The following is a 20,744-nucleotide window of genomic DNA, read 5'->3' on the forward strand; positions in this document are numbered from 1 at the left end:
GTGAGAACAGCGTGATCAGTCAGCGGACTTGGAGACCATCACCATGGCCGGGCGGATGACGCGGCCGTTGAGCTCGTAGCCCTTCTGCATCACGGCGATCACAGTGTTCGGCGCCACGTCGGCACTGGGCACCATGCTCATGGCCTGGTGGGCATTGGGGTCGAACGGCTGGTTGGTCGGGTCCAGCGCCACCAGGCCGAACTTGGCCACGCCGCTCTGCATGGATTTCAGGGTCAGCTCGACCCCTTCAATCATCGGCTTGAGGGTGTCGTTCTCCTTGTCCGCCAGCTCGATGGCGCGCTCCAGGTTGTCCAGCACCGGCAAGAGCTCTGCGGCGAACTTCTCCAGTGCAAACTTGTGGGCTTTCTCCACGTCCTGAGCGGCACGGCGACGCAGGTTCTCCATCTCGGCGACGGCGCGAATGGCGCGCTCGCGCTCTTCCAGGGAAGCCTGCTGGGCCGCCTCCAGCTGGGCCTCCAGCTCGGCGATGCGGGCCTGCTCGGCTGTCACTTCACTGTCTACATCGGTCGGCTCGACTGGCTGGGCTTCCACTTGCTCCATCGCTTCAACCTTTTGTTCTTCGTGGCTCATGACATCTCCAATATTCAGGGGTTGCGTGTGAGGGTGGCTGGCGTTCAGACAAGCGACACGCGCCAGCAGACCCTGTGTTGGCGCTATTATGGGGACACAGCCCCGGCTTTCAAGGGGAAAAGGGCAGATCGGACACAATGGCGCCCATCCGCGTGCCAGGCAGCCCCTTTTCGGGGCCGATTGCACCAACCGTCACGGAGGCAGACAAATCCCCGGCAAAGCGCGGTATACTCCCCCCAAGACTGTCCCAGACCCGATAACCTATGGATTCTCCGTTCAAAACCGTTGCCCTCATCGGCAAGCCCCATCACGAGGGGGCCAACCAGACCCTGACCGGCCTGTATCAGTACCTGACCAGCCGCGGCTTTCGTGTGCTGCTGGAGAGCCGGGTGGCCCATACCCTGGGGCTGCTCGGGGAGAACGTGATGGATCTGGTGCAACTCGGCGAGCAGGCGGATCTCGCCATCGTCGTCGGCGGTGACGGCAACATGCTGGGGGCCGCCCGGGTGCTGTCACGGTTCGATGTGGCGGTGATCGGGGTGAACCGGGGCAACCTCGGCTTCCTGACCGATCTCTCGCCCCAGGATTATCTGCTGCCCCTGGAGCAGGTGCTCTCGGGTCACTTCAAGAGCGAGCATCGCTTCCTGCTGGAGGCCGCCGTCTATCGCCACGGGGAGCGCAAGTCGAGCAACCTCGCGGTCAACGAGGCGGTGCTTCACCCGGGCAAGATCGCCCACATGATCGAATTCGAGGTCTACATCGACGGCAGCTTCATGTACAGCCAGCGCTCGGACGGCATCATAGTGGCGACACCCACCGGCTCCACCGCCTACTCCCTGTCGGCAGGGGGCGCCATTCTCACCCCCAAACTCAACGCCATCACGCTGGTGCCCATGTTCCCGCACACCCTGAGCAGCCGCCCCATCGTGCTGGATGCGGACAGCGAAGTGCGGCTGCTGGTCTCGCCGGACAACCAGGACGACGCCATGCAAGTGAGCTGCGACGGCCAGGTCACCCTGGCGGTCCACCCGGGGGACGAGATCCTTATCAAGAAGAGCAGCCACAAGCTGCATCTGGTCCATCCGCTGGATTACAGCTACTTCCACGTGCTGCGCAACAAGCTCGGTTGGGGCAGCAAGCTCTTCTAGCCAGGCAACACCGATGGCGAGGGTCTACCCCTCGCTGCTTTCGACCAGCCGAGGCGGTGCCGGCTCGAATGCCAGATGCACCCCGTTTCTCCCCGCCTCCTTCACCCGGTACATGGCAGCATCGGCTTTGGTCAGCATCAGTGCCAGGTCAGCCTCGGCACTGGCGCACACGACTCCCATGCTCACCGTGACCCCCTCGCACGGCAGGCAGGCTCCCTGCCGGGAGCCCGTCTCTATCTGGCGGCGGATCCGGTCACAGATGTCGCGGGCCATCTGGCCGCTCACGCCCCCCATGATGATGGCGAACTCCTCGCCACCGATGCGCCCCACCAGATCACCCTTGCGTACCTCGGCCACCAGCACCCCGGCCACATAGCGAATGACCTCATCCCCGCAGCCGTGACCAAACTGGTCGTTGACCCGCTTGAAGTGATCGATGTCCAGGACCACCACGCAGCGCGCCTGCCCAGGCATAGCCCCCTCTCCGTGCCTGAAGAGACCGCGCCGATTGAGCACCCCGGTGAGGGGATCCCGCTCCGAGAGCGCCAGCAATGCCTCCTCCGTCTCCACATAGGCCACCAGAGGCAGCAGCAACACCGAGCCGATGGTCAGCACCATGTGCATGAAGAAGATGAGATCGAGCCAGTCTCCGTCCCCCATCCGCTCTTCGGCTCCCAGCAAGAGCAGCCCCCCTGGCTCAGCAGGATGGTGAAATGCAGCAGGTAAATGAGCGCCACCGCATGGAGCACCCGCTTCTGTTGCCGGCCGAGAGAGACGATGAGGCAGGCGCACCACAGGTACAACATCGACTCCATCAGAGCCAGCACAATGCGCACGGGGGCGAGGCTGGACAATCCCAGATAGAGCAGCAGCAACACCGCCACGCCTCCCCCCACGGCACGGGGATGCCATGCGCGCTCGTAAAGCGCACAAAAACCGGTGAGCAACAGCAGGATGCTCATGAGCGAGACCAGGCCGCCGACCCGGATGCCCAGCGCCGGATACCCTCCCAATACCCCCAGACTGAGCAGCAGGATGGAGAGGGAGAAGAGAAAAGCGGAGAGGGACCAGTACAGAAAGTTGCCTCGACCCGGCTTCAGGGAGTGGATGAACAGCATGATCAGCCCCGACATCAGGTTGATTGCCAGGGAGATCAGCAGCAGGGTCGGGGTATGGATCATCGTGACGCATCCTTGCGAAGAGGTCTGTGCACAGCCCAGGCTCAACCAGGACTGTTTCGAGTGTGTCTCAACCAGCTACTCACCACAAGAGAGCCCCTCAAGGTGGCTTCTCGCATCGCCTCAGCCCATGCAAGGTACGCAGGTTGATTTTGCAGACCATCTGATCGGCGTCACACCCATGCCGCGGCCTTGACACCCTTGCCCTCCCCCTGTTTCGCAAAAATCCTCCCTGCCCACTTTACTGTATATAAGACCAGTATATACTGGATGCATACACAGTAATGTTGACCCATACAGGATGAGACCATGCTGACCCAGCTGACCGTCAACAACTTCGCCATCGTCAAGTTTCTCGAGCTCGATCTGCAACCGGGGATGACCTGCATCACCGGGGAGACCGGGGCGGGCAAATCCATCGCCATTGATGCTCTGGGGCTGTGCCTGGGGGAGCGCGCCGAAGCCAGCATGGTGCGCCCGGGCAGCGACAAGACCGAGGTGAGTGCCCGCTTCCTGCTGGAGGGTAATCCTGCCGCCCGGGCCTGGCTCGCCACCAACGAGCTTGAAAATGACGGTGAGTGCATCGTCCGGCGAGTACTGTCTGCCGAGGGGCGCTCTCGCAGCTATATCAACGGGGTTCCCGTCCCCCTCGCCCAGCTCAGGAACCTGGGTCAACTGCTGGTCAATGTCCACGGTCAGCACGCTCACCAGATGCTGCTCAAACCCGATTACCAGCTCGCCCTGCTGGACGGCTACGCCGGTCATCATCTGCTCCTCGACGATGTTCGCCGTCACTACCAGCAGTGGCGCCAGTTGCAAAACGAGCTCAACCGGCTCAAGGCCGAGCAGCAGCAGCGGGAAGCCCGCCGTCAACTCATCGAATACCAGGTGCAGGAGCTGGACGAATTTGCCCTTCAGCCGGGGGAGTTTGAAGAGATTGAAGAGGAGCATCAGCGGCTCGCCAATGGCACCGAGCTGATGCAGGAGTGCGGGTATTGCCTCGATCTGCTCTATGACAATGAAGAGACCACCATCGCCGGTCTGCTGCAGACGGCGGTGGACAGAGCCGAGACCCTGGTCGGCATGGACAGCCGGCTTGGCAACGTGCTCGGCATGCTCAACGAAGCCCTGATCGGCGTACAGGAGAGCCACAGCGAGCTGCGCAGCTATCTCGACCGGCTGGAACTGGATCCAGAGCGCTTCAACGAGCTGGAGAGCCGCCTCTCCAAGGCCATCAACCTGGCACGCAAGCACCATGTCAAACCGGCGGAGCTGGCCCACTACCATCAGGAGCTGGCCGCCGATCTGGCCCGCCTCAACTCCGACGAGGAGCGCCTCGAGGGGATGGAGGACGAGCTGGCCTCGGCCCGCCAGGCCTTCGTGCAGGCCGCCGAGGCCCTGAGCCAGAGCCGCCAGCGCTATGCCGAGGAGCTGGGCGCGAAGGTAAGCGCCAGCATGCACGAACTGGCGATGCCAGATGGCCGCTTCGCCATCGAGGTGCGACCCGATGCCCAGAGCAGCCTCTCGCCCCTTGGCATCGATCGGGTGGAGTTCATGGTCACCACCAACCCGGGTCAGCCCATCCAACCCCTTGGCAAGGTGGCTTCCGGCGGCGAGCTGTCGCGTATCAGCCTCGCCATCGTGGTGATCAGTGCACGCAAGATCTCCACCCCGACCCTTATCTTCGACGAAGTGGATGTGGGGATCAGCGGCCCGACCGCCGCCGTGGTGGGCCGCCTGTTGCGCCAGCTCGGCGAATCCACCCAGGTGATGGTGGTCACCCACCTGCCCCAGGTGGCAGGTAAGGGTCACCAGCACATGGTGGTGAGCAAACACACCGACGGCAAGACAACGGAAACCCAGATGCAGGCGCTTACCCCGGGTGCCCGGCTCAACGAACTGGCCCGCCTGTTGGGGGGCGATCAGATCACCGACAACACCCTGGCCAATGCCCGTGAGTTGCTCGCAAGCTGACCACGGGGCGGACGGGATGCCCTCCCGTCCATGTCGGCCCTTTCAGATTGACCGAGTCATCATCGCGCTGGCTAGCTGAAACCTCTTGCCGACGGCGCCGGCCTGGTTGGCCCATGCCGTGAGCCACAAGAAAGAGGGGGAGCCCGGGCTAATCCGCGGCACGTGTCTTGATGCTCAGTCTGAACCTGCCAGCCTGGTCATCACCCAGTCGGGTTTTCATCGCCATGGTCAGGACGCCACTCATCTTCGTTGCACTCATTCACATTTCGAACGGACACATCCCTTCATTTTCCATTCAACTCAGTCTGTTATGATGATGTAAACGGACTCGGTACCTTCAGTTGCCATCGACAGAAGGTGACGCTTGATGCAAACACACCGGGTTCGTTTGAGCTGACATTTCGCGGGAAGGGAGGATGGGAGCGCGCTTCCGCTGTCTGACCCGCACCTGCCAAGGAGAACTGCTTATGAGCCCGACCAATATTGTGCTGTTGCTGGAAGGCAAGGATTACGAGCAGGAGACACTGGCCAAGGCGAGCCGTCTGGCACAAGGGCTGGGCGCCAACCTGACCTTGTTGCACCTGACCCACAGCAGCAAGACCCGTCGCAATAGTCTGTCCCTGTCACAAGAGGAGCGCAGCGCCCAGGGCACCCTGGATGCCAAGGCGATCATCAGTGAACTCATCACCCAGCTGTCTCATCCGGTGGATTACCAGTGTCTGGTGGTGGATGACGTGGTGCCGGATCTCCAGCGCTGGCTGACCGCCCACCCCGCCGATCTCTTGCTGGTCGGCAGCCGTCATCACTGGATGGAGGGCTCGCTGGCCCGCCTGCTCCTCTACAAACTGCCCCTCGATATCCAGATCTGCCACGAGCCTCACGCCGCCTTGCTCAAAGCCGTCGGTTGATGCCACAAGACCCGCTCCCTGAGCGGGTCTTCTTGTTTCTGACGCCCGCCGTCATCCTCCCCCAGCTTGACCTCCTCCACTGCGTCAACGCCAGAACCACACGATTTCTTACACATTGCTCGCTTCTTTTTGAGGGCCATTTGCTGCACGATATGGCCCTTGCACGCCTTCGCTCGTTTCGTTCAGGTGATAAATGAAAGCTCTTCGAAAACCCGGCAAGCTCGCCCTGCTCGCCCTTGTGCTGATCCCTCTCGTCACCTGGCTGGCCTGGCCAGGCAACACACCGGACCCGGTACTGACCGCAACGGTAACCCGCCAGGATGTGGAGCAGACGGTGCTCGCCAGTGGCGTACTGCAGGCCATCGAGCAGGTGGATGTGGGTGCCCAGGTCTCGGGTCAGGTCACCTATCTCGCGGTGGAAGCGGGTCAACAGGTCAAACAAGGAGAGTTGCTGGCGGAGATCGATCCCCTGATCGCCCAGAACAACCTCAAGACCGCCGAAGCTGAGCTGGCCAGCCGCCGCGCCCAGCTCAAGATCAAGCAGGCACAACTCAAACAGAACGAGCTTGCCTGGCGCCGCCAGCAGCAGATGTTTCGGCAGGAAGCGAGCTCTCGTGCGGATCTGGAGAGCGCCGAAGCCCAGCTTGCCGTCACCCGGGCCGAGCTGCAAAGCGCCCAGGCCGACATCGACAACGCCATCATCAAGATGGAGCGCGCCAAGACGGAGCTCGGCTACAACCGCATTCAGGCCCCCATGGATGGTACCGTCGTCTCCATCGTCACCCGGCAGGGGCAGACCCTGGCCGCCAGCCAGACGGTACCGACCCTGCTCAAGCTCGCCAATCTCGACACCATGACGGTCAAGGCCCAGATCTCCGAAGCGGACGTCACCCGTGTCAAGGCGGGCATGCCGGTCTATTTCACCCTGATAGGGGATCCGGATACTCGCTACCACGGTACCCTTCGCACGGTCGAGCTGGCCCCCACCAACATCAATGAGCAGACGGCCAGCACCACGGCCACCAACAATGCGGCCATCTACTACTATGCCCTGTTCGATGTGCCCAACCCCGGCCATCAGTTGAGGGTCGCCATGACGACCCAGGTCACCATCGTGCTCGGCGAGCGCAAGCAGGTACTGGCCATTCCCCAGACCGCCCTCGGCAAGAAGACTGGCGACAACGAGTACGAGGTCCGCCTGCTCAAGGCGGGGGACCAGAGAGAGAGCCGCCGCATCAAGACCGGCATGAAGGATGACATCAAGATTGAGGTGGTGAGCGGCCTGACCGAGCATGAGAAGGTGATCCTGGAGCAGGGCAAGCCGGCCCTGCACGATGAAGGGGAGATGGAGCCGTGAGCGAGCCCCTGATCCGTCTCAAGTGCATCGAGCGGCGCTACCAGAGCGGAGAGCACGAAGTGACCGTGCTGCACCCGCTGGATCTCGCCATCGATGCCGGGGAGATGGTGGCCATCGTCGGCGCCTCCGGCTCCGGCAAATCGACCCTGATGAACCTGCTGGGCTGCCTAGATCGCCCGAGCGGCGGCCAGTATCTGTTTCGCGGCCAAGACACCGCGACCCTGGATGCCCTCTCCCTGGCACGGCTGCGCTGCCACCACTTCGGCTTCATCTTCCAGCGCTATCACCTGCTGCCCCATCTGGATGCGGCCGCCAACGTGGAGATCCCCGCCATCTATGCCGGCACTGCCCGCCTTGATCGCCAGGCCCGAGCCCGCACCTTGCTGACCCGTCTGGGACTGCAGGATCGCAGCCACCACAGACCCGGCCAGCTCTCCGGCGGTCAGCAGCAGCGGGTCAGTATTGCCCGGGCGCTCGCCAACGGCGGCGAGGTGATCCTGGCGGACGAACCCACCGGCGCTCTCGACAGCCAAAGCGGCAAGGAGGTGATGACCATCCTCAAGGAGCTGCACGCCCAGGGCCACACCATCATTCTGGTGACCCACGACATGGCGGTGGCAAGCCATGCGGATCGCATCATCACCCTGCGTGACGGGCGGGTAGTGGAGGACAGCGGCCATCGGGCGACCGATGACAACGCAGCCTCCCCCTCCCCATCCGGGGCGCCAGCCCACCCGCAGCCAGGTGACGGCAGCCAGCTGGCCCCTCCCCCTGTCGGGCAAGATGCACGGGGCACAGGCGCCGCCGTCCGCACCGCAAGCCGGGGCTGGGATCGCTACCGGGAGGCGGGGCGCATGGCCCTGCACGCCATGCTGGCCCATCGCATGCGCACCTTCCTCACCATGCTCGGCATCATCATCGGCATCGCCGCCGTGGTCAGCGTGGTGGCGCTGGGTCAGGGGGCGCGCGCCAAGGTGATCGACGACATCAACGCCATGGGCACCAACACCATCGACATCTTCCCCGGCAAGGACTGGGGAGACGAGAAGGCCGCCAGCATCCAGACCTTGAACGAGCGGGATCTCGACGCGCTGCTCGGCCAGCCCTATCTGGAGGGGGCCAGCCCACAGATAGCGACGTCGGGCCAGCTTCGCTATCGCAACAAGACCAGCAGCGGCAGCGTGATCGGGGTCGGCAACGACTTTTTCCGGGTCAAGGGGATGACGCTCACCCAGGGGCGCCTGCTCGATGAGCGGGACATTCGAAACCGGACGGCAGTCGCCGTGGTGGATGGCAAGACCATAGAGAGCCTGCTCGGCAAGGTGGACCCGGTCGGCCAGGTGGTGCTGGTCGGCACCCTGCCGGTGCGCATCGTGGGGGTGGTCACCCAGGAGACCGGCTTTGGCCGCAGCAGCCAGTCGGTCAATGTCTGGCTCCCCTACAGCGCCGTCATGAGCCGTCTCCTCTCCCAGCAGCACTTCACCCAGATCACCATCCGGGTCAAGGACGGCGTCCAGCCCGCCCTGGCCGAGCAGGCGGCAGTCGCCCTGCTCACCCAGCGCCACGGCGTGAAGGACTTCTTCATCTTCAGCAGCGACAGTATCGTCAAATCGGTGGAGAAGACCACCGCCACCCTGACACTGCTGGTCTCCGCCATCGCGGTGATCTCCCTCATCGTCGGCGGCGTCGGCGTGATGAACATCATGCTGGTCTCGGTGGTGGAGCGTACCCGGGAGATAGGGATCCGCATCGCCGTCGGCGCCCGCCAGTCCGACATATTGCAGCAGTTCCTCATCGAGGCGGTGATGGTCAGCCTGCTGGGGGGGCTGCTCGGTATCGGCCTCGCCCTGCTCATCGGCGCTCTCTTCTCCCTGCTCGTGGAAAGCTTCCAGATGCGCTTCTCGCTCTTCTCCATCCTGATGGCCTTCGGGTGCTCCTCCCTCATCGGGATCCTGTTTGGTTACCTGCCCGCCCGCAATGCGGCCAGGCTCGATCCGGTGGAGGCACTGGCGAGGGAATGACGATGCACAACCTATCAAGGCTCGGGCTAAGCCTGATGCTCACCGCCAGCCTCGGTGCCTGCAGCCAGCAGAGCACCTATCACAGACCCGATCTCGACGTGGCGCCAGCATGGCAGCAGGAGAGCCGTGGTCTCACCGTGCAGCAGGCTGGCCCCTGGTGGCAGGGATTCCAGGATCCCGCGCTCGATCGCCTGGTCGAGGCGGTGCTGGCCGCCAACCCGGACATGCGGGTGGCCGGGCTCAAGCTCAAGAACGCCCTGCTCGGCGCCGATCTGGCTGACACCAACCTCACCCCCTCGGTCAGCGCCAATCTCGGGGCCAGCGGCACCAAGAACATGAAAGATGGCAGCGCCAGCAGCAACCTGGGCCCCTCCCTCAACCTCAGCTACGAAGTGGATCTCTGGGGCAGACTGGCCGCGGCAAGGGATCAGGCGAGCTGGGAGGCACAAGCCAGCGAACAGGATCTGGCCGCCACCCGATTGCTGCTCATCGGCAAGACCCTGGAGCAATACTGGCAACTGGCCTACCTCGGCTCGGCCATTACCCTGGGCACCCAGCAACTGGCCAATCTGGAGCGCATTGAACGCCTGACCCGCGCCAAATACGAGGCGGGCGCCGTGACTCGACTCGATCTGGTACAGGCCAGCCAGCAGAAGGCAGGCAAGCAGGCGGAGCTCACCACCCTCACCCAGCAGCGGGCACAGGCGGGCAATGCTCTTCGCCTGCTGCTGGGCCGCAGCAGCGGGCCGCTCGCTGACGCTCCCGACGCCCTGGTAATGGGCCCGATCCCGTCCCTGGCGGCCGGCATTCCCGCCGATGTGCTGGCCCGGCGGCCCGATGTGCGCGCCGCCGAACTCAGGCTGCGCAAGACTCTCGCGAGGGGAGACGAGATCCGCACCGGCTTTTATCCCACCCTGAGCCTGACCGGCGGTGCCAGCACCACCTCGGATACCCTGACCCAGGTGCTGCAAAATCCGGTTGGCACCCTGGGCGCCACGCTGGCGCTCCCTTTCCTCGAGTACAACAAGACCCGGCTCTCCATCGCCAGCGCCGACATCGACTACCAGATTGCCGAAACCGAATTTCGCAAGCAGCTCTATACCGCGCTGCTGGAAGTGGAGGATGGCCTGGCCGCCCGTCAGCAAGGGGAACAGCGGCTGCGCTATCTGGAGCAGCAGAGGGCCTATGCCCGGGAGGCCGAAAGGCTCGCAAGCGCCCGTTTCCTGGCCGGAGCCACCGGGGTGCAACCCTGGCTGGATGAGCAGAACCGCCTGTGGGATGCCGAGCTCGCTCTGCTGGCACAGCAGCAGGCCCAGCTCAACAACATGGCAGGCATTTATCGGGCGCTGGGGGGAAGCGATCGATCCTGACCCAGGCAAAGAGTGTGGGATCGCGATGGACATCCCGAGGAGGTCAATCGCGACCCATTCTTCCCACAAACCAATTGATAATAGTTTTCATTTCATCAAGAATGGGCGCCATCATCAGCCAGGAGTATGCCCATGTCTCAACCCGCCCCGGCCAATCGCCCCCGCCTGCTCACCGTCAAGCATGTTCAGGATGTGAGCCCGCACCTGCGCCGAATCTGCCTGACCAGCCCCGAGCTTGTGGACTACCCCTTCAGCTGTGGCGGTGCTCATGTCAAGATCATGCTGCCCCGACCGGGTCAGCGCGAGATAGTGTTGCCCACCCCCACCGACAAGGGGCCTCGCTGGCTCGATCCCGCCCAGAAACCCGTCATTCGCACCTTCACCATACGCGCATTTCGCCGGGAGGCGCTGGAGCTCGACATCGACTTCGCCCTGCACGGCGAGGCCGGCCCCGCCAGTCGTTTCGCCCTGCACGCCAAACCGGGTGACAAGCTCGCCATCTCGGGCCCGGGCGGTCCCGACCCCATGCTGCAAATGGCCGAGCACTATTACATGGCGGGGGATCTCACCGCCCTGCCCGCCATCAGCGCCATGGTGGAGGTGATGCCGGCCCATGCCCTCGGCCATATCGCCCTGCTGGTCCCCCATCAGGACGACGTGCAGGATCTGTCGCTGCCGGCCGGCGTCGACCTGCGCTGGTTCGTGGGCAATCCGGAGCAGGCCGCGACCTTGGTGGCGCATTTCACCGCCCAGCCCATGGTCGCCGAGGGGAGCTATTTCTGGTTTGGCGGGGAAGAGAGCCTGGTCATGCCGCTGCGCCGCCACGTCAGACGCGCCCTGGATGCCGAGCGCCAGCGGGTCTACGCAGTCCCCTACTGGCGCAGCGGCAAGGATGAAGACGCCTACCATCAGGACAGGCACGCCGTGATGGACAGCTGATCCCCTCTTTATCTTGTGACTGGCGGGCTTCTTCCCTCGGGGAAGCGGCCTGCTTTTGCTGCGGTTCCCCCGCCATCGTTCTTTCTCCCCCCATCTTCGCCTGGCGATTTCATTGCACTTGCATTTGAGACAAACACCAAGATAATGACAATCATTCTCAACAACTGCGATGAGCCGTGAATCTGTCTGCTCCCAACAGGATGCCGCATACGGGTTCCCCATCGCACACATGCACAGCAAGGTAACTCCAGATGGCAGTTTTGAATTCGGTCATGCGCGCCTTCGCCATAGAGGCGCTACCCACCCCTGCCGAGCTGCTGGCGCAGCACCCCTGTCCGGCCGACATGGCCCGGCACATCGACAACCAGCGCCATCAGGCACGCCGGATCCTGGCAGGTGAAGACGATCGCCTGCTGGTCGTGATTGGCCCCTGCTCCATCCATGATCCCGTCGCGGCCCTGGACTATGCCGGACGGCTGGCACGACTCGCCACCGCCTATGAAGACAGCCTTCAGATAGTCATGCGAGCCTATTTTGAAAAGCCGCGCACCACGGTGGGCTGGAAGGGGCTGGTCTTCGATCCGCACCTGGACGGCAGCAACGACATCAATCGGGGATTGCATCTGGCACGCCAGGTGCTGCTCGACATCAATGGACTGGGGCTCGCCACCGCCACCGAATTCCTCGACACCACCAGCTTTCTCTATCTCGCCGATCTCGTCAGCTGGGGCGCCATCGGGGCACGCACCACGGAGTCTCAGGTCCACCGGCAATTGGCCTCCGCACTGCCCTGCCCCGTGGGATTCAAGAACGGTACGGACGGCAATATCCGGGTCGCCATCGATGCCATCCAGGCCAGTACCGCCTCCCATCTCTTCACCGCCCCCGGCAGCCAGGGCGGCATGGTAGTGATCAAGAGCGAAGGCAATCCCGACGGCCATATCATTCTGCGTGGCGGCACCCTGCCCAACTACCACCAGAGCGATGTGGCGGAGGCAGCAGACCGCCTCACCCGCCAGGGACTCCCCCCTCGCCTGATGGTGGATTGCAGCCATGGCAACAGCCAGAAGCTGCACACGAACCAGCTGAAGGTCGCCAAAGAGCTCTGTCGCCAGCTGAGCGAAGGGAGCCAAGCCGTCGCCGCCGTCATGGTCGAGAGCTTCTTGCTGGGAGGAAACCAGAAACCGGCTCCTCTGGGTGAACTGCAATACGGTCTGTCAGTGACCGATGCCTGCCTCTGCTGGGAAGAGAGTGAACACCTGCTTGCCATGCTGGCAGAGGCGGTCCAGGCCCGTCGCCGCACCCGGAGAAAATACACACACGCCGTTCAGTCTGAACTCGGACAACCCGTCATCTAGCATTCGGTTTATTTGTTTGCCACCAATCCGTGTCTGCCTCATCCGCACATTGTCCGGCATCGTGCGGATATATCGCAGAAGAGCGGTGTCAAACAGACCATAAATAGAGGGGATAAATTAATAGGCGGTGGGCGTCATGCATCAGCATGAAAAAGAGACGGGCCGCTCAGGCATACAGATGAGGATCCACCGCCGCTATTTCATTCTGTCACAGCAGGTATCCATGATCGTTTCTCACAAGGGACGAAGAAACACGGGCTGTATGAGTCCTCAGTGCGTATAAGTGGCGAGGTGGCGTGGAAGATGATGCGCCAACTTTATTGGGCACATGATGGTTATGGCTATTCCAGACGAGGCTCTCCAATTAACCGGGGTAACCTGCGCAATTGGGTTTTACTGCGACATCCTCTGAACCCTGAAAATAACAATGCCGCCCTGCAGGCGGCATTATCGAGATCCGGATCCGGCGATCAGATCAGGAAATCGTTCAGATCCTTGCCCAGCGCAACTTGCTCGGCGATGGCCTTGGGCATACGACCCTGACCGGTCCAGGTCTTCTCCTGACCGTCTTCCTGGTACTTGTATTTCGCAGGACGGGGAGCACGCTTGCTCTTGGTGGTGCCCGCCGCAGCCGGAGCCGCCACGCTGCCGATCAGCTCACGGGGATCGATACCAGCCTGTTGCAGCATTTCGGTGAATTCATTCAGTTTGCGCTGACGCTCTTCCTGTTCGGCACGTTCCTGTTCAACGGACTCGGCACGCTCGTTATATACCAGGTCAAACTTTTCTTTCGCTTCTTGCAGTTGCTCAAACGGCAGTTCACGAATGGCAGCGCGCAAGCTGCGAATGTTCAGCAGAACCTTCAGAAACTCGTTCATTACTTCCTCACAGAATTATTTTTGTATGTCACAGGGATAACACGATTTGAGAATAGCATGCCCATTGGATAACAACATAATGTTTTTATACCATCCGGCAAAGCGCTGACACCATATGGACATTATTCACCGTGGTTAATTCCCTGCCTGATACTTATTGGGAATACTCTCACAGACTTTATTTCCTATTTTCCCCGGTTAATCTCAGGCTCACCTCATCCGTTGCTCACGCTGTTATCTCTTACCCGCGTCGCTCTGCGCCAAGTCATTTAGCAGCAGTGCTGGCCCTTATTGTACAAATAGTGCGCTCATGGCCATGACCTTCGCAGACAATAAACCAAGTCCCGTGTCAGGATGCCCCTTGCGCCTGATCCTGTATCCAGCGGATGAATGCCTGGATCTTGGGACACTGGCGATGAGGGAGGGTCGCCAGGTAATAACGCGGCTCGCAGCGCACCGCCATATCCGGGAAGGGCATCACCAGCGCTCCGCTCGCCAGCGCCTGGCTTGCCAGTTGCCTGCGCCCCATGGCGACACCGGCGTGGTGGGTGGCGGCAAGGATCGCCAGATCCGCCCGATCAAATCCCATGTGCGACGCGCAAGCCTCCAGGGAGAGATGCCAGTGGCTCCCCCAGGTGCGCCACTCGTCGCTGTCGGTGTCCAGGCCCCAGGCCTGCCTGTCATGGAGCAGGCGGCACTGCTGCAGATTCCCCACCTCCCCCATCAGACCGTGGTCGCTGGCGTATTGAGGGCTGCACACCGGCACCATGAATTCATCCATCAGGGGGTGAATGGCCAGGCCCGTCGGGGTTCTGGCATCGAAGTTGAGGGTCAAGTCGATGCCGTAGCCGTGCAGGTTTATATGCTCGTTGCCCGTCAGCAGGTTGAGCTCGATGTGAGGATGCAGGCGGGAAAAATCGGCGAGCCTTGGCACCAGCCAGCACTGGGCGATGGAGGGGCGCGAGTGCAGCGTCAGGGATCCCGACAGCGCCTGCTCTCTGATCTCCAGCACCTCCTGATTGATGAACTCCAGGGAGGAGGTGAGCGCCCAGAAGATGCGCTGCCCCTCCGTGGTCAAGGCTACCTTGCGGTGAAAGCGCTGGAACAGCAAAAACCCGAGCGCCTCTTCCAGGGCCGAGATGCGGTGGCTCACCGCGCTTGGGCTCAAGGAGAGCTCGTCGGCGGCGAGCGCAAAGGAGCCGTGGCGGGCCGCCGCCTCGAAGGTGTGGAGCCTGGCGAGCTGATGACTGCTGAGCAGCTTGCTCCTCACCCCCGGGTGCTCATCGCGTTGCATGGTTGGGCCTCCCTCTCTTTTATCTGGCGGATGATACCAGAAGGGCGAGGTTTGCATTCACCAGGAAGACTCAAGTCACCCATATTCGAAGACACAGCAGGGTAAATGGCCATTTGCATCAACTGGGCTCACCCAAGTCACGCGTTTTATCATTTGTCACGGCAACGCTGGCGCCGTTCAATGGGATGATTCCGTCACCACCCCGCGAGGCTTTCATGACACACACCGACATTGCCGGGCTCATCGCCCGCTTTCCCCTGCTCGAACCGCTGATCGCCCTCACCCCTGTGACCTGGTTCAATCCGGGGGCCACCTCCCTCGCGGAAGGATTGCCCCATGTGGGGCTCACCCGGCACGATGTGGCCGCCGCCTCCGCCCGGCTCGCCCGCTTCGCCCCCTACCTGTGCGAGGCCTTCCCCGAAACCCGCGCCAGCCACGGCATCATCGAGTCCGGGATCGCCGCCATCCCGACCCTGCAGGGGACCCTCAATGCGCGCTACGGCGTCGAACTCACCGGCAGGTTGCTGCTCAAAGAAGACAGCCATCTGCCCATCTCCGGCTCCATCAAGGCGCGCGGCGGCATCCACGAGGTGCTGGCCCATGCCGAACACCTGGCCATCCAGGCTGGGCTGCTGCGCGAGACGGATGACTATCGCACGTTGTTCTCGGACGAGTTCCGCCACTTCTTCAGCCAATACAGCATCGCGGTGGGGTCGACCGGCAACCTCGGCCTCTCCATCGGCATCATGAGCGCCCGCCTCGGCTTTCGCGTCACCGTCCACATGTCCGCCGATGCGCGGGAGTGGAAGAAGAAAAAGTTGCGCCAACATGGCGCCATCGTCGTGGAATACGCCGAGGATTACGGGGTGGCGGTGGAGCAGGGACGCAAGGAGGCCGAACGTGATCCCGCCTGCTTCTTCATCGATGACGAGCACTCCCGCACCCTGTTCCTCGGCTATGCGGTGGCAGGCGAGCGGGTGAAAAAGCAGTTCGACGAGATGGGCATCAGGGTGGACGCCGACCATCCGCTCTTCGTCTACCTACCCTGCGGCGTCGGCGGTGGCCCCGGCGGGGTGGCCTTTGGTCTCAAGCTGGCGTTTGGGGACAACGTGCACTGCTTCTTCGCCGAACCTACCCACTCCCCCTGCATGCTGCTCGGGGTCCACACCGGGTTGCACGATGCCATTGCGGTGCAAGACCTTGGCATCGACAACCTCACCGCCGCCGACGGCCTCGCGGTGGGACGCGCCTCCGGTTTTGTCGGCCGTGCCATGGAACGCCTGCTTGCGGGCTTCTACACCCTGAGCGATCAGGAGATGTACGACCTGCTGGGGCTCCTGGCCCGGGATGAAGAGATCCGGCTCGAGCCCTCGGCACTGGCGGGCATGGCAGGCCCCTAGCGAGTGGCCACCAACCTTGAGTGGCAGAGTGGGCAGGGACTGGATGCTGCCAAGATGGCCGGGGCCACCCACCTGGTGTGGGCCACCGGCGGCGGCATGGTGCCCGCCGAGGAGATGGAAAAATACCTGGCCTGCGCCCGGATCTGATCTTTTTTTCGCCCCCATGACCCGCCGACCTGGCGGGTTTTTCTGCTGCGAGATCAGCAAGATGGCACCTCAGTCCTCGCCACCATGACACAGACGGCCAGACTGCTGGACAGCCTGATTTGTCATCCAGCCCCACTGACTGGTTATTTTGTGATACGATAGAGACCGTTTTTTGACATCTGCGCCCCGTTGTCCCCTTTTTCCGGTGAGATAACCACCGGATCCGGCGACCAACACCTGCCGGGCGCAGCACAACATGTGCCCAGTTCGAATCGCTCCTGCGCGACCTTGACGCCAGGAGCACTCCCCTCTGGGCACCTTAGATAAGGAGATCGGGCGATGAAACAATATCAAAGCTGGTTGGGACAATATCTGATGAGCCGCCGTGACGGAGACCACGCCATGGCATCCGAGCTCGCCAGCTCCATCTGCGAATTCTGGCAGGCCCGTGGAAATGAGGCCGAGACCAGCAAATGGCAGCAGATCTACGAGCAGCACGTGGAAAAAACCACCTGACGACCTGCTCTCCTCCATAAAAAAACCGGCGCTCATGGCGCCGGTTTTGCATTTCAACGACCCGGATCACATCTGGTCGATCATGTCCTGGGCGAACTGGGAGCAGGAACGCAGGGTGGCCCCTTCCATCAGACGCTCGAAGTCATAGGTGACGGTCTTGTTGGCGATGGCCGCTTCCATCCCCTTGACGATGAGGTCAGCCGCCTCGGTCCAGCCCAGGTGGCGCAGCATCATCTCGGCAGAGAGGATGAGGGAGCCCGGGTTGACCTTGTCCTGACCGGCATATTTCGGCGCGGTGCCGTGGGTGGCTTCGAACAGGGCGACGCCATCGCCGATGTTGGCGCCCGGGGCGATGCCGATGCCGCCGACCTGGGCCGCCAGCGCGTCGGAGATGTAGTCGCCGTTGAGGTTCATACAGGCAATGACGTCATACTCGGCCGGACGCAGCAGGATCTGTTGCAGGAAGGCATCGGCGATGACGTCCTTGACCACGATGGTCTTGCCGGTTTTCGGGTTCTTGAAGGAGCACCAGGGGCCGCCGTCGATGAGCTGGGCATCGTACTCTTTCTGGGCCAGGGCATAGCCCCAATCCTTGAAGGCACCCTCGGTGAACTTCATGATGTTGCCCTTGTGCACCAGGGTCACGGAGTCGCGATCGTTGTCGATGGCGTACTCGATGGCGGCACGGACCAGACGCTCGGTACCGGCCTTGGACATGGGCTTGATGCCGATGCCGCAGGACTCGGGGAAGCGAATTTTCTTCACGCCCATCTCGTTTTGCAGGAAAGCGATCACCTTCTTGGCTTCATCGCTGTCTGCCTTCCACTCGATGCCGGCGTAGATGTCTTCGGCGTTCTCGCGGAAGATCACCATGTCGGTCAGCTCGGGGTGCTTGACCGGGCTCGGGGTCCCTTCGTAGTAACGGACCGGGCGCAGGCAGACGTAGAGGTCCAGCTCCTGGCGCAGGGCCACGTTGAGGGAGCGAATACCGCCGCCGACCGGGGTGGTCAGCGGGCCCTTGATGGCCACGCAGTATTCACGAATGAAATCCAGGGTTTCGGCCGGCAGCCAGGCACCTTCGCCATAGACATGAGTCGACTTCTCGCCGGTATAGATCTCCATCCAGGCGATCTTGCGCTCGCCTTTGTAGGCTTTCTCGACCGCAGCATTCACCACATTCAACATGGCCGGGGTCACGTCCACACCGATACCATCCCCTTCGATAAACGGAATGATGGGGTTGTGGGGAACCTGCAGCTTGCCGCTGGCATCGACTGTGATTTTCTGGCCCTGGGTCGGGATAACTACTTTGCTTTCCATCGGCATCTCCTAACTTCCGTTTGTTATCAATCTGATCGTTGCGCGCGGCCATCTTAAGCCCATCCATTTGCATAATCAAATAGCGGGCGTGCATGTCAGACCATAGTCGGGGAGTGGATCACAGTGCGCCTGAGGATCCCCTCCTCCCTCGCCGCCCTCTGGTCCTGACGAGGCGCAGGCCCCGTCCATCCAGGCCTCTTCCTCTAGTGATGACAGCGTCTCCCTGCCCTCGCCGCCCCAAAGGCGCCATTCCCCCAAATCCCGTTCGCCTTTACATCGTCGTAACCCCTTTGGCGAGGCAAGGAGCGCCGGGGGACAGGCTGCCGGATCCGGACTAGGCTCTTTGCCAGTGCTCGGGGCGCCCGGGGCGTGGCCGATCATGAAGAGAGCACGACAACAAGGAGAACACCATGTTTATCGTCACCAACCGGATGGTCAACGAGCAGGGCAAGACCCCCAGCGAGATCTTTGGCGAAAAACCCGCAGAGGGCCCCAACGAACTGCGCCTCGCCGAGGCCCGGCGTCAGGGCAAGCAGTGGCAGCTGGACCTGCTGCCGGATCAGATCACCGCCGAGATGGCCGCCAGCGTCGGCCTTGACCCCGACCTCCCCCACCCGGCCAGCGCCTATGTGGCGCGCAAGCTGCTGGAGCGCTGCGCCGGGACCGGCAGCACGGCCAAGCAGAAGCTCAAGACCGGCAAACACCTGCTGCTGTTCGTACACGGCTTCAACAACGATCTTGACGATGTGCTGGAACGGGCCGCGGGGCTCGAGGCCCGGTACGGCGTCGAGGTGCTCTGCTTCAGCTGGCCCGCCAATGGCGGCGGCGCCCGGGGCGTGCTGAGCTACAAGAGCGACAAGCGCGATGACCTAGCCTCGTTCGGGACCCTTGACCGGGTGCTGGAGAAGATGAAGGGGCTGCTCGACGAGTTCAACGGCCAGTATGTGACGCAACTGGAAGAGAAAGCCCAGAAGAAGTTCGCCGACAACGGCGAGGCCTGGGATCGCTACTTTGCCAAGGAGGTGAACAAGCGCTGCCCCTTCACCATCAACCTGCTGCTGCACAGCATGGGCAACTACCTGTTCAAGCACCTGCTGGGCAGCACCACCTACCACGCCAACCAGCTGCTGTTCGACAACATCATCATGGCCGCCGCCGACACCAACAACGAGCTTCACGCCCAGTGGGTCGATCGCATCCAGTGTCGCAACCGCCTCTACATCACCATCAATGAGCGCGATGGTGCCCTGATGGCATCGCGCATGAAGATGGGGGAGCAGCAAAAGGCGAGGCTCGGCCACTACACCCGGCGGCTGGATGCCAGAACGGCCACCTACGTGGACGTGACCAATCAGCCCCATGTGGGGGACTCTCACGCCTACTTTGAAGGGGATGCCCTCGCCAACGAGAAGGTGCTGCGCTTCTTCCACACCGTCTTCAACGGCGGCACCGGCGAGAGCGCGGAGCTGTTTCTTCAACGGCGGCACCGGCGAGAGCGCGGAGCTGTTCGATGCGGCCCAGAACCTCTATCGCCTCTAGCCACTGCGCAAAAAAAACCACCGCCCCGAACAGGGCGGTGGTTTTTCATTATGCGCTCACTTGGTGGCTACAAGGCCGCCAGGGGCTAGTGTTCTGCCGCTTCCGGCTGGGGCGCTTCGCTGCGCTCCCGTTGCAGTTCATCGACCCTGGCCTGCCATCTGTCCTGGGCCTGTTTTTGCCCCTGGGACTCGAATTCCTGGCGCATGGTATCGATTTTTTGGTCAAGTTTTTCCATCAGGATGTCTCCTTACATCTCGGGTTACACACTGGCTGACGGCACTGTTTGGCCAACCTGCTCACCCGATTGGACACCAGGTTTTCCCCAATTGTCCAACAAAATAAACGATTGATTATGCAAAAACCAATCTAGAAAATGGGTTAAAGCTCCTTATGAAACCCCATTATCCACCCTGAAAACGCCTGATAAAAACACTATTTTTACCATTGATATCAATATCTTGATATTTATCACTCGCTCAATGACGCCCTTGAGATCGGCATGACGAGTGTATGCACATTTTTTTTCACAAAAACTCCCCGATCTCCAGGTTTTGCGACCGGAAAGGCCCCCTTGTCCATCCAAAAATGCGATGGGTTATGACACAACCCATCTCTTTAATGGATAGATAATCCCCAACCCCGGCCCTGCGGCTTGCCAACCCGACCACCAGCAGGTTCGCTTGTTACCCATCCGGGCATATCCCGCCCCACTCCCGCCCCGATAAAATGAGGTTCATCGCGGCTTTCCGGGGAAGGCCGCCTTGATTTTCAGAAAAAAGTATTCTGAGTCCCTAAATCCATATGCC

17 protein-coding genes and 1 pseudogene are annotated in these 20,744 nt (G+C 62.0%); 11 read left to right on the plus strand and 7 right to left on the minus strand.

Features of this window, described 5'->3' with window-relative positions; all coding sequences use genetic code 11:
* Positions 1-15 precede the first annotated feature (15 nt).
* A complete protein-coding gene (gene grpE, locus PG887_RS10965; RefSeq protein ID WP_029314044.1) occupies positions 16-591 on the minus strand; it encodes a nucleotide exchange factor GrpE in 576 nt (191 codons plus the stop codon).
* 263 nt (positions 592-854) lie between these two features.
* On the opposite strand from grpE, the gene nadK reads away from it, so the two are divergent.
* Positions 855-1,739, plus strand: coding sequence for an NAD(+) kinase (nadK, locus tag PG887_RS10970; protein WP_010673644.1), 885 nt, complete (start codon positions 855-857; stop codon positions 1,737-1,739).
* 24 nt (positions 1,740-1,763) lie between these two features.
* Here nadK and PG887_RS10975 read toward each other — a convergent pair whose 3' ends face one another.
* Together PG887_RS10975 and PG887_RS10980 are read right to left on the minus strand one after the other, a co-directional pair.
* Positions 1,764-2,420 carry a GGDEF domain-containing protein gene (locus PG887_RS10975; RefSeq protein WP_270821685.1) on the minus strand — a complete coding sequence of 219 codons (657 nt, stop codon included), beginning with the start codon at positions 2,418-2,420 and terminating at the stop codon, positions 1,764-1,766.
* Complete coding sequence (locus PG887_RS10980; protein WP_270821686.1) at positions 2,348-2,920, minus strand: hypothetical protein; 573 nt, start codon at positions 2,918-2,920, stop codon at positions 2,348-2,350. Before PG887_RS10980 ends, PG887_RS10975 begins: the two co-directional genes overlap by 73 nt.
* A 306-nt stretch (positions 2,921-3,226) precedes the next feature.
* On the opposite strand from PG887_RS10980, the gene recN reads away from it, so the two are divergent.
* From recN to PG887_RS11015, 7 genes are all read left to right on the plus strand, one after another.
* Positions 3,227-4,891 (plus strand): DNA repair protein RecN, encoded by a 1,665-nt coding sequence (gene recN, locus PG887_RS10985; RefSeq protein ID WP_041213253.1) that lies wholly within the window; start codon positions 3,227-3,229, stop codon positions 4,889-4,891.
* A gap of 467 nt (positions 4,892-5,358) precedes the next feature.
* Complete coding sequence (locus PG887_RS10990; protein WP_049636816.1) at positions 5,359-5,799, plus strand: universal stress protein; 441 nt, start codon at positions 5,359-5,361, stop codon at positions 5,797-5,799.
* A gap of 193 nt (positions 5,800-5,992) precedes the next feature.
* Entirely contained in the window at positions 5,993-7,156 is a 1,164-nt protein-coding gene (locus PG887_RS10995) for an efflux RND transporter periplasmic adaptor subunit (protein WP_270821688.1), read from the plus strand.
* Positions 7,153-9,177 (plus strand): MacB family efflux pump subunit, encoded by a 2,025-nt coding sequence (locus PG887_RS11000; RefSeq protein WP_270821690.1) that lies wholly within the window; start codon positions 7,153-7,155, stop codon positions 9,175-9,177. The genes PG887_RS10995 and PG887_RS11000 overlap by 4 nt, the downstream gene beginning before the upstream one ends.
* Positions 9,174-10,547, plus strand: coding sequence for an efflux transporter outer membrane subunit (locus PG887_RS11005; protein ID WP_201933486.1), 1,374 nt, complete (start codon positions 9,174-9,176; stop codon positions 10,545-10,547). Before PG887_RS11000 ends, PG887_RS11005 begins: the two co-directional genes overlap by 4 nt.
* Before the next feature lie 132 nt (positions 10,548-10,679).
* Positions 10,680-11,486 carry a siderophore-interacting protein gene (locus PG887_RS11010; RefSeq protein WP_270821691.1) on the plus strand — a complete coding sequence of 269 codons (807 nt, stop codon included), beginning with the start codon at positions 10,680-10,682 and terminating at the stop codon, positions 11,484-11,486.
* Between the two features lie 251 nt (positions 11,487-11,737).
* The gene (locus tag PG887_RS11015; RefSeq protein WP_045524002.1) at positions 11,738-12,844 is read left to right on the plus strand and encodes a 3-deoxy-7-phosphoheptulonate synthase; all 1,107 of its coding nucleotides are present in this window, start codon (positions 11,738-11,740) and stop codon (positions 12,842-12,844) included.
* Positions 12,845-13,314: 470 nt separating this feature from the next.
* Here the strand turns inward: PG887_RS11015 and PG887_RS11020 are convergent, their stop codons facing one another.
* Entirely contained in the window at positions 13,315-13,722 is a 408-nt protein-coding gene (locus tag PG887_RS11020) for an H-NS family histone-like protein (RefSeq protein WP_010673634.1), read from the minus strand.
* Between the two features lie 349 nt (positions 13,723-14,071).
* Complete coding sequence (dsdC, locus tag PG887_RS11025; RefSeq protein WP_113736083.1) at positions 14,072-15,016, minus strand: DNA-binding transcriptional regulator DsdC; 945 nt, start codon at positions 15,014-15,016, stop codon at positions 14,072-14,074.
* Between the two features lie 215 nt (positions 15,017-15,231).
* Here dsdC and dsdA point away from each other — a divergent pair.
* Both dsdA and PG887_RS11035 read left to right on the plus strand, forming a co-directional pair.
* A pseudogene (gene dsdA, locus PG887_RS11030) lies at positions 15,232-16,563 on the plus strand (D-serine ammonia-lyase).
* Positions 16,564-16,902: 339 nt separating this feature from the next.
* Positions 16,903-17,079 carry a hypothetical protein gene (locus PG887_RS11035; protein ID WP_270821693.1) on the plus strand — a complete coding sequence of 59 codons (177 nt, stop codon included), beginning with the start codon at positions 16,903-16,905 and terminating at the stop codon, positions 17,077-17,079.
* A gap of 66 nt (positions 17,080-17,145) precedes the next feature.
* Here the strand turns inward: PG887_RS11035 and icd are convergent, their stop codons facing one another.
* A complete protein-coding gene (icd, locus tag PG887_RS11040) occupies positions 17,146-18,399 on the minus strand; it encodes an NADP-dependent isocitrate dehydrogenase (protein WP_010673630.1) in 1,254 nt (417 codons plus the stop codon).
* Positions 18,400-18,809: 410 nt separating this feature from the next.
* Here icd and PG887_RS11045 point away from each other — a divergent pair, with 410 nt between their 5' ends.
* Positions 18,810-20,027, plus strand: a complete 1,218-nt coding sequence (locus PG887_RS11045; RefSeq protein ID WP_270821695.1) for an alpha/beta hydrolase — start codon at positions 18,810-18,812, stop codon at positions 20,025-20,027.
* Here the strand turns inward: PG887_RS11045 and PG887_RS11050 are convergent.
* Positions 20,024-20,173: a hypothetical protein gene (locus PG887_RS11050; RefSeq protein ID WP_010673628.1), complete on the minus strand. Its 150-nt coding sequence runs from the start codon at positions 20,171-20,173 to the stop codon at positions 20,024-20,026. The genes PG887_RS11045 and PG887_RS11050 overlap by 4 nt on opposite strands.
* Positions 20,174-20,744 lie beyond the last annotated feature (571 nt).

The sequence above is a fragment of the Aeromonas sp. QDB14 genome, from assembly GCF_027707845.1.
GTDB lineage: Bacteria > Pseudomonadota > Gammaproteobacteria > Enterobacterales > Aeromonadaceae > Aeromonas > Aeromonas caviae.

Coding starts and splice junctions, on each gene's coding strand:
- dsdC (WP_113736083.1), bottom strand. CDS start 15,016: ATGCAACGCGATGAGCACCCGGGGGTGAGGAGCAAGCTGCTCAGCAGT.
- nadK (WP_010673644.1), top strand. CDS start 855: ATGGATTCTCCGTTCAAAACCGTTGCCCTCATCGGCAAGCCCCATCAC.
- PG887_RS11035 (WP_270821693.1), top strand. CDS start 16,903: ATGAAACAATATCAAAGCTGGTTGGGACAATATCTGATGAGCCGCCGT.
- recN (WP_041213253.1), top strand. CDS start 3,227: ATGCTGACCCAGCTGACCGTCAACAACTTCGCCATCGTCAAGTTTCTC.
- icd (WP_010673630.1), bottom strand. CDS start 18,399: ATGGAAAGCAAAGTAGTTATCCCGACCCAGGGCCAGAAAATCACAGTC.
- PG887_RS11005 (WP_201933486.1), top strand. CDS start 9,174: ATGACGATGCACAACCTATCAAGGCTCGGGCTAAGCCTGATGCTCACC.
- PG887_RS10990 (WP_049636816.1), top strand. CDS start 5,359: ATGAGCCCGACCAATATTGTGCTGTTGCTGGAAGGCAAGGATTACGAG.
- PG887_RS11045 (WP_270821695.1), top strand. CDS start 18,810: ATGTTTATCGTCACCAACCGGATGGTCAACGAGCAGGGCAAGACCCCC.
- PG887_RS11020 (WP_010673634.1), bottom strand. CDS start 13,722: ATGAACGAGTTTCTGAAGGTTCTGCTGAACATTCGCAGCTTGCGCGCT.
- PG887_RS10980 (WP_270821686.1), bottom strand. CDS start 2,920: ATGATCCATACCCCGACCCTGCTGCTGATCTCCCTGGCAATCAACCTG.
- PG887_RS10995 (WP_270821688.1), top strand. CDS start 5,993: ATGAAAGCTCTTCGAAAACCCGGCAAGCTCGCCCTGCTCGCCCTTGTG.
- PG887_RS11050 (WP_010673628.1), bottom strand. CDS start 20,173: ATGGAAAAACTTGACCAAAAAATCGATACCATGCGCCAGGAATTCGAG.
- PG887_RS11015 (WP_045524002.1), top strand. CDS start 11,738: ATGGCAGTTTTGAATTCGGTCATGCGCGCCTTCGCCATAGAGGCGCTA.
- PG887_RS11010 (WP_270821691.1), top strand. CDS start 10,680: ATGTCTCAACCCGCCCCGGCCAATCGCCCCCGCCTGCTCACCGTCAAG.
- grpE (WP_029314044.1), bottom strand. CDS start 591: ATGAGCCACGAAGAACAAAAGGTTGAAGCGATGGAGCAAGTGGAAGCC.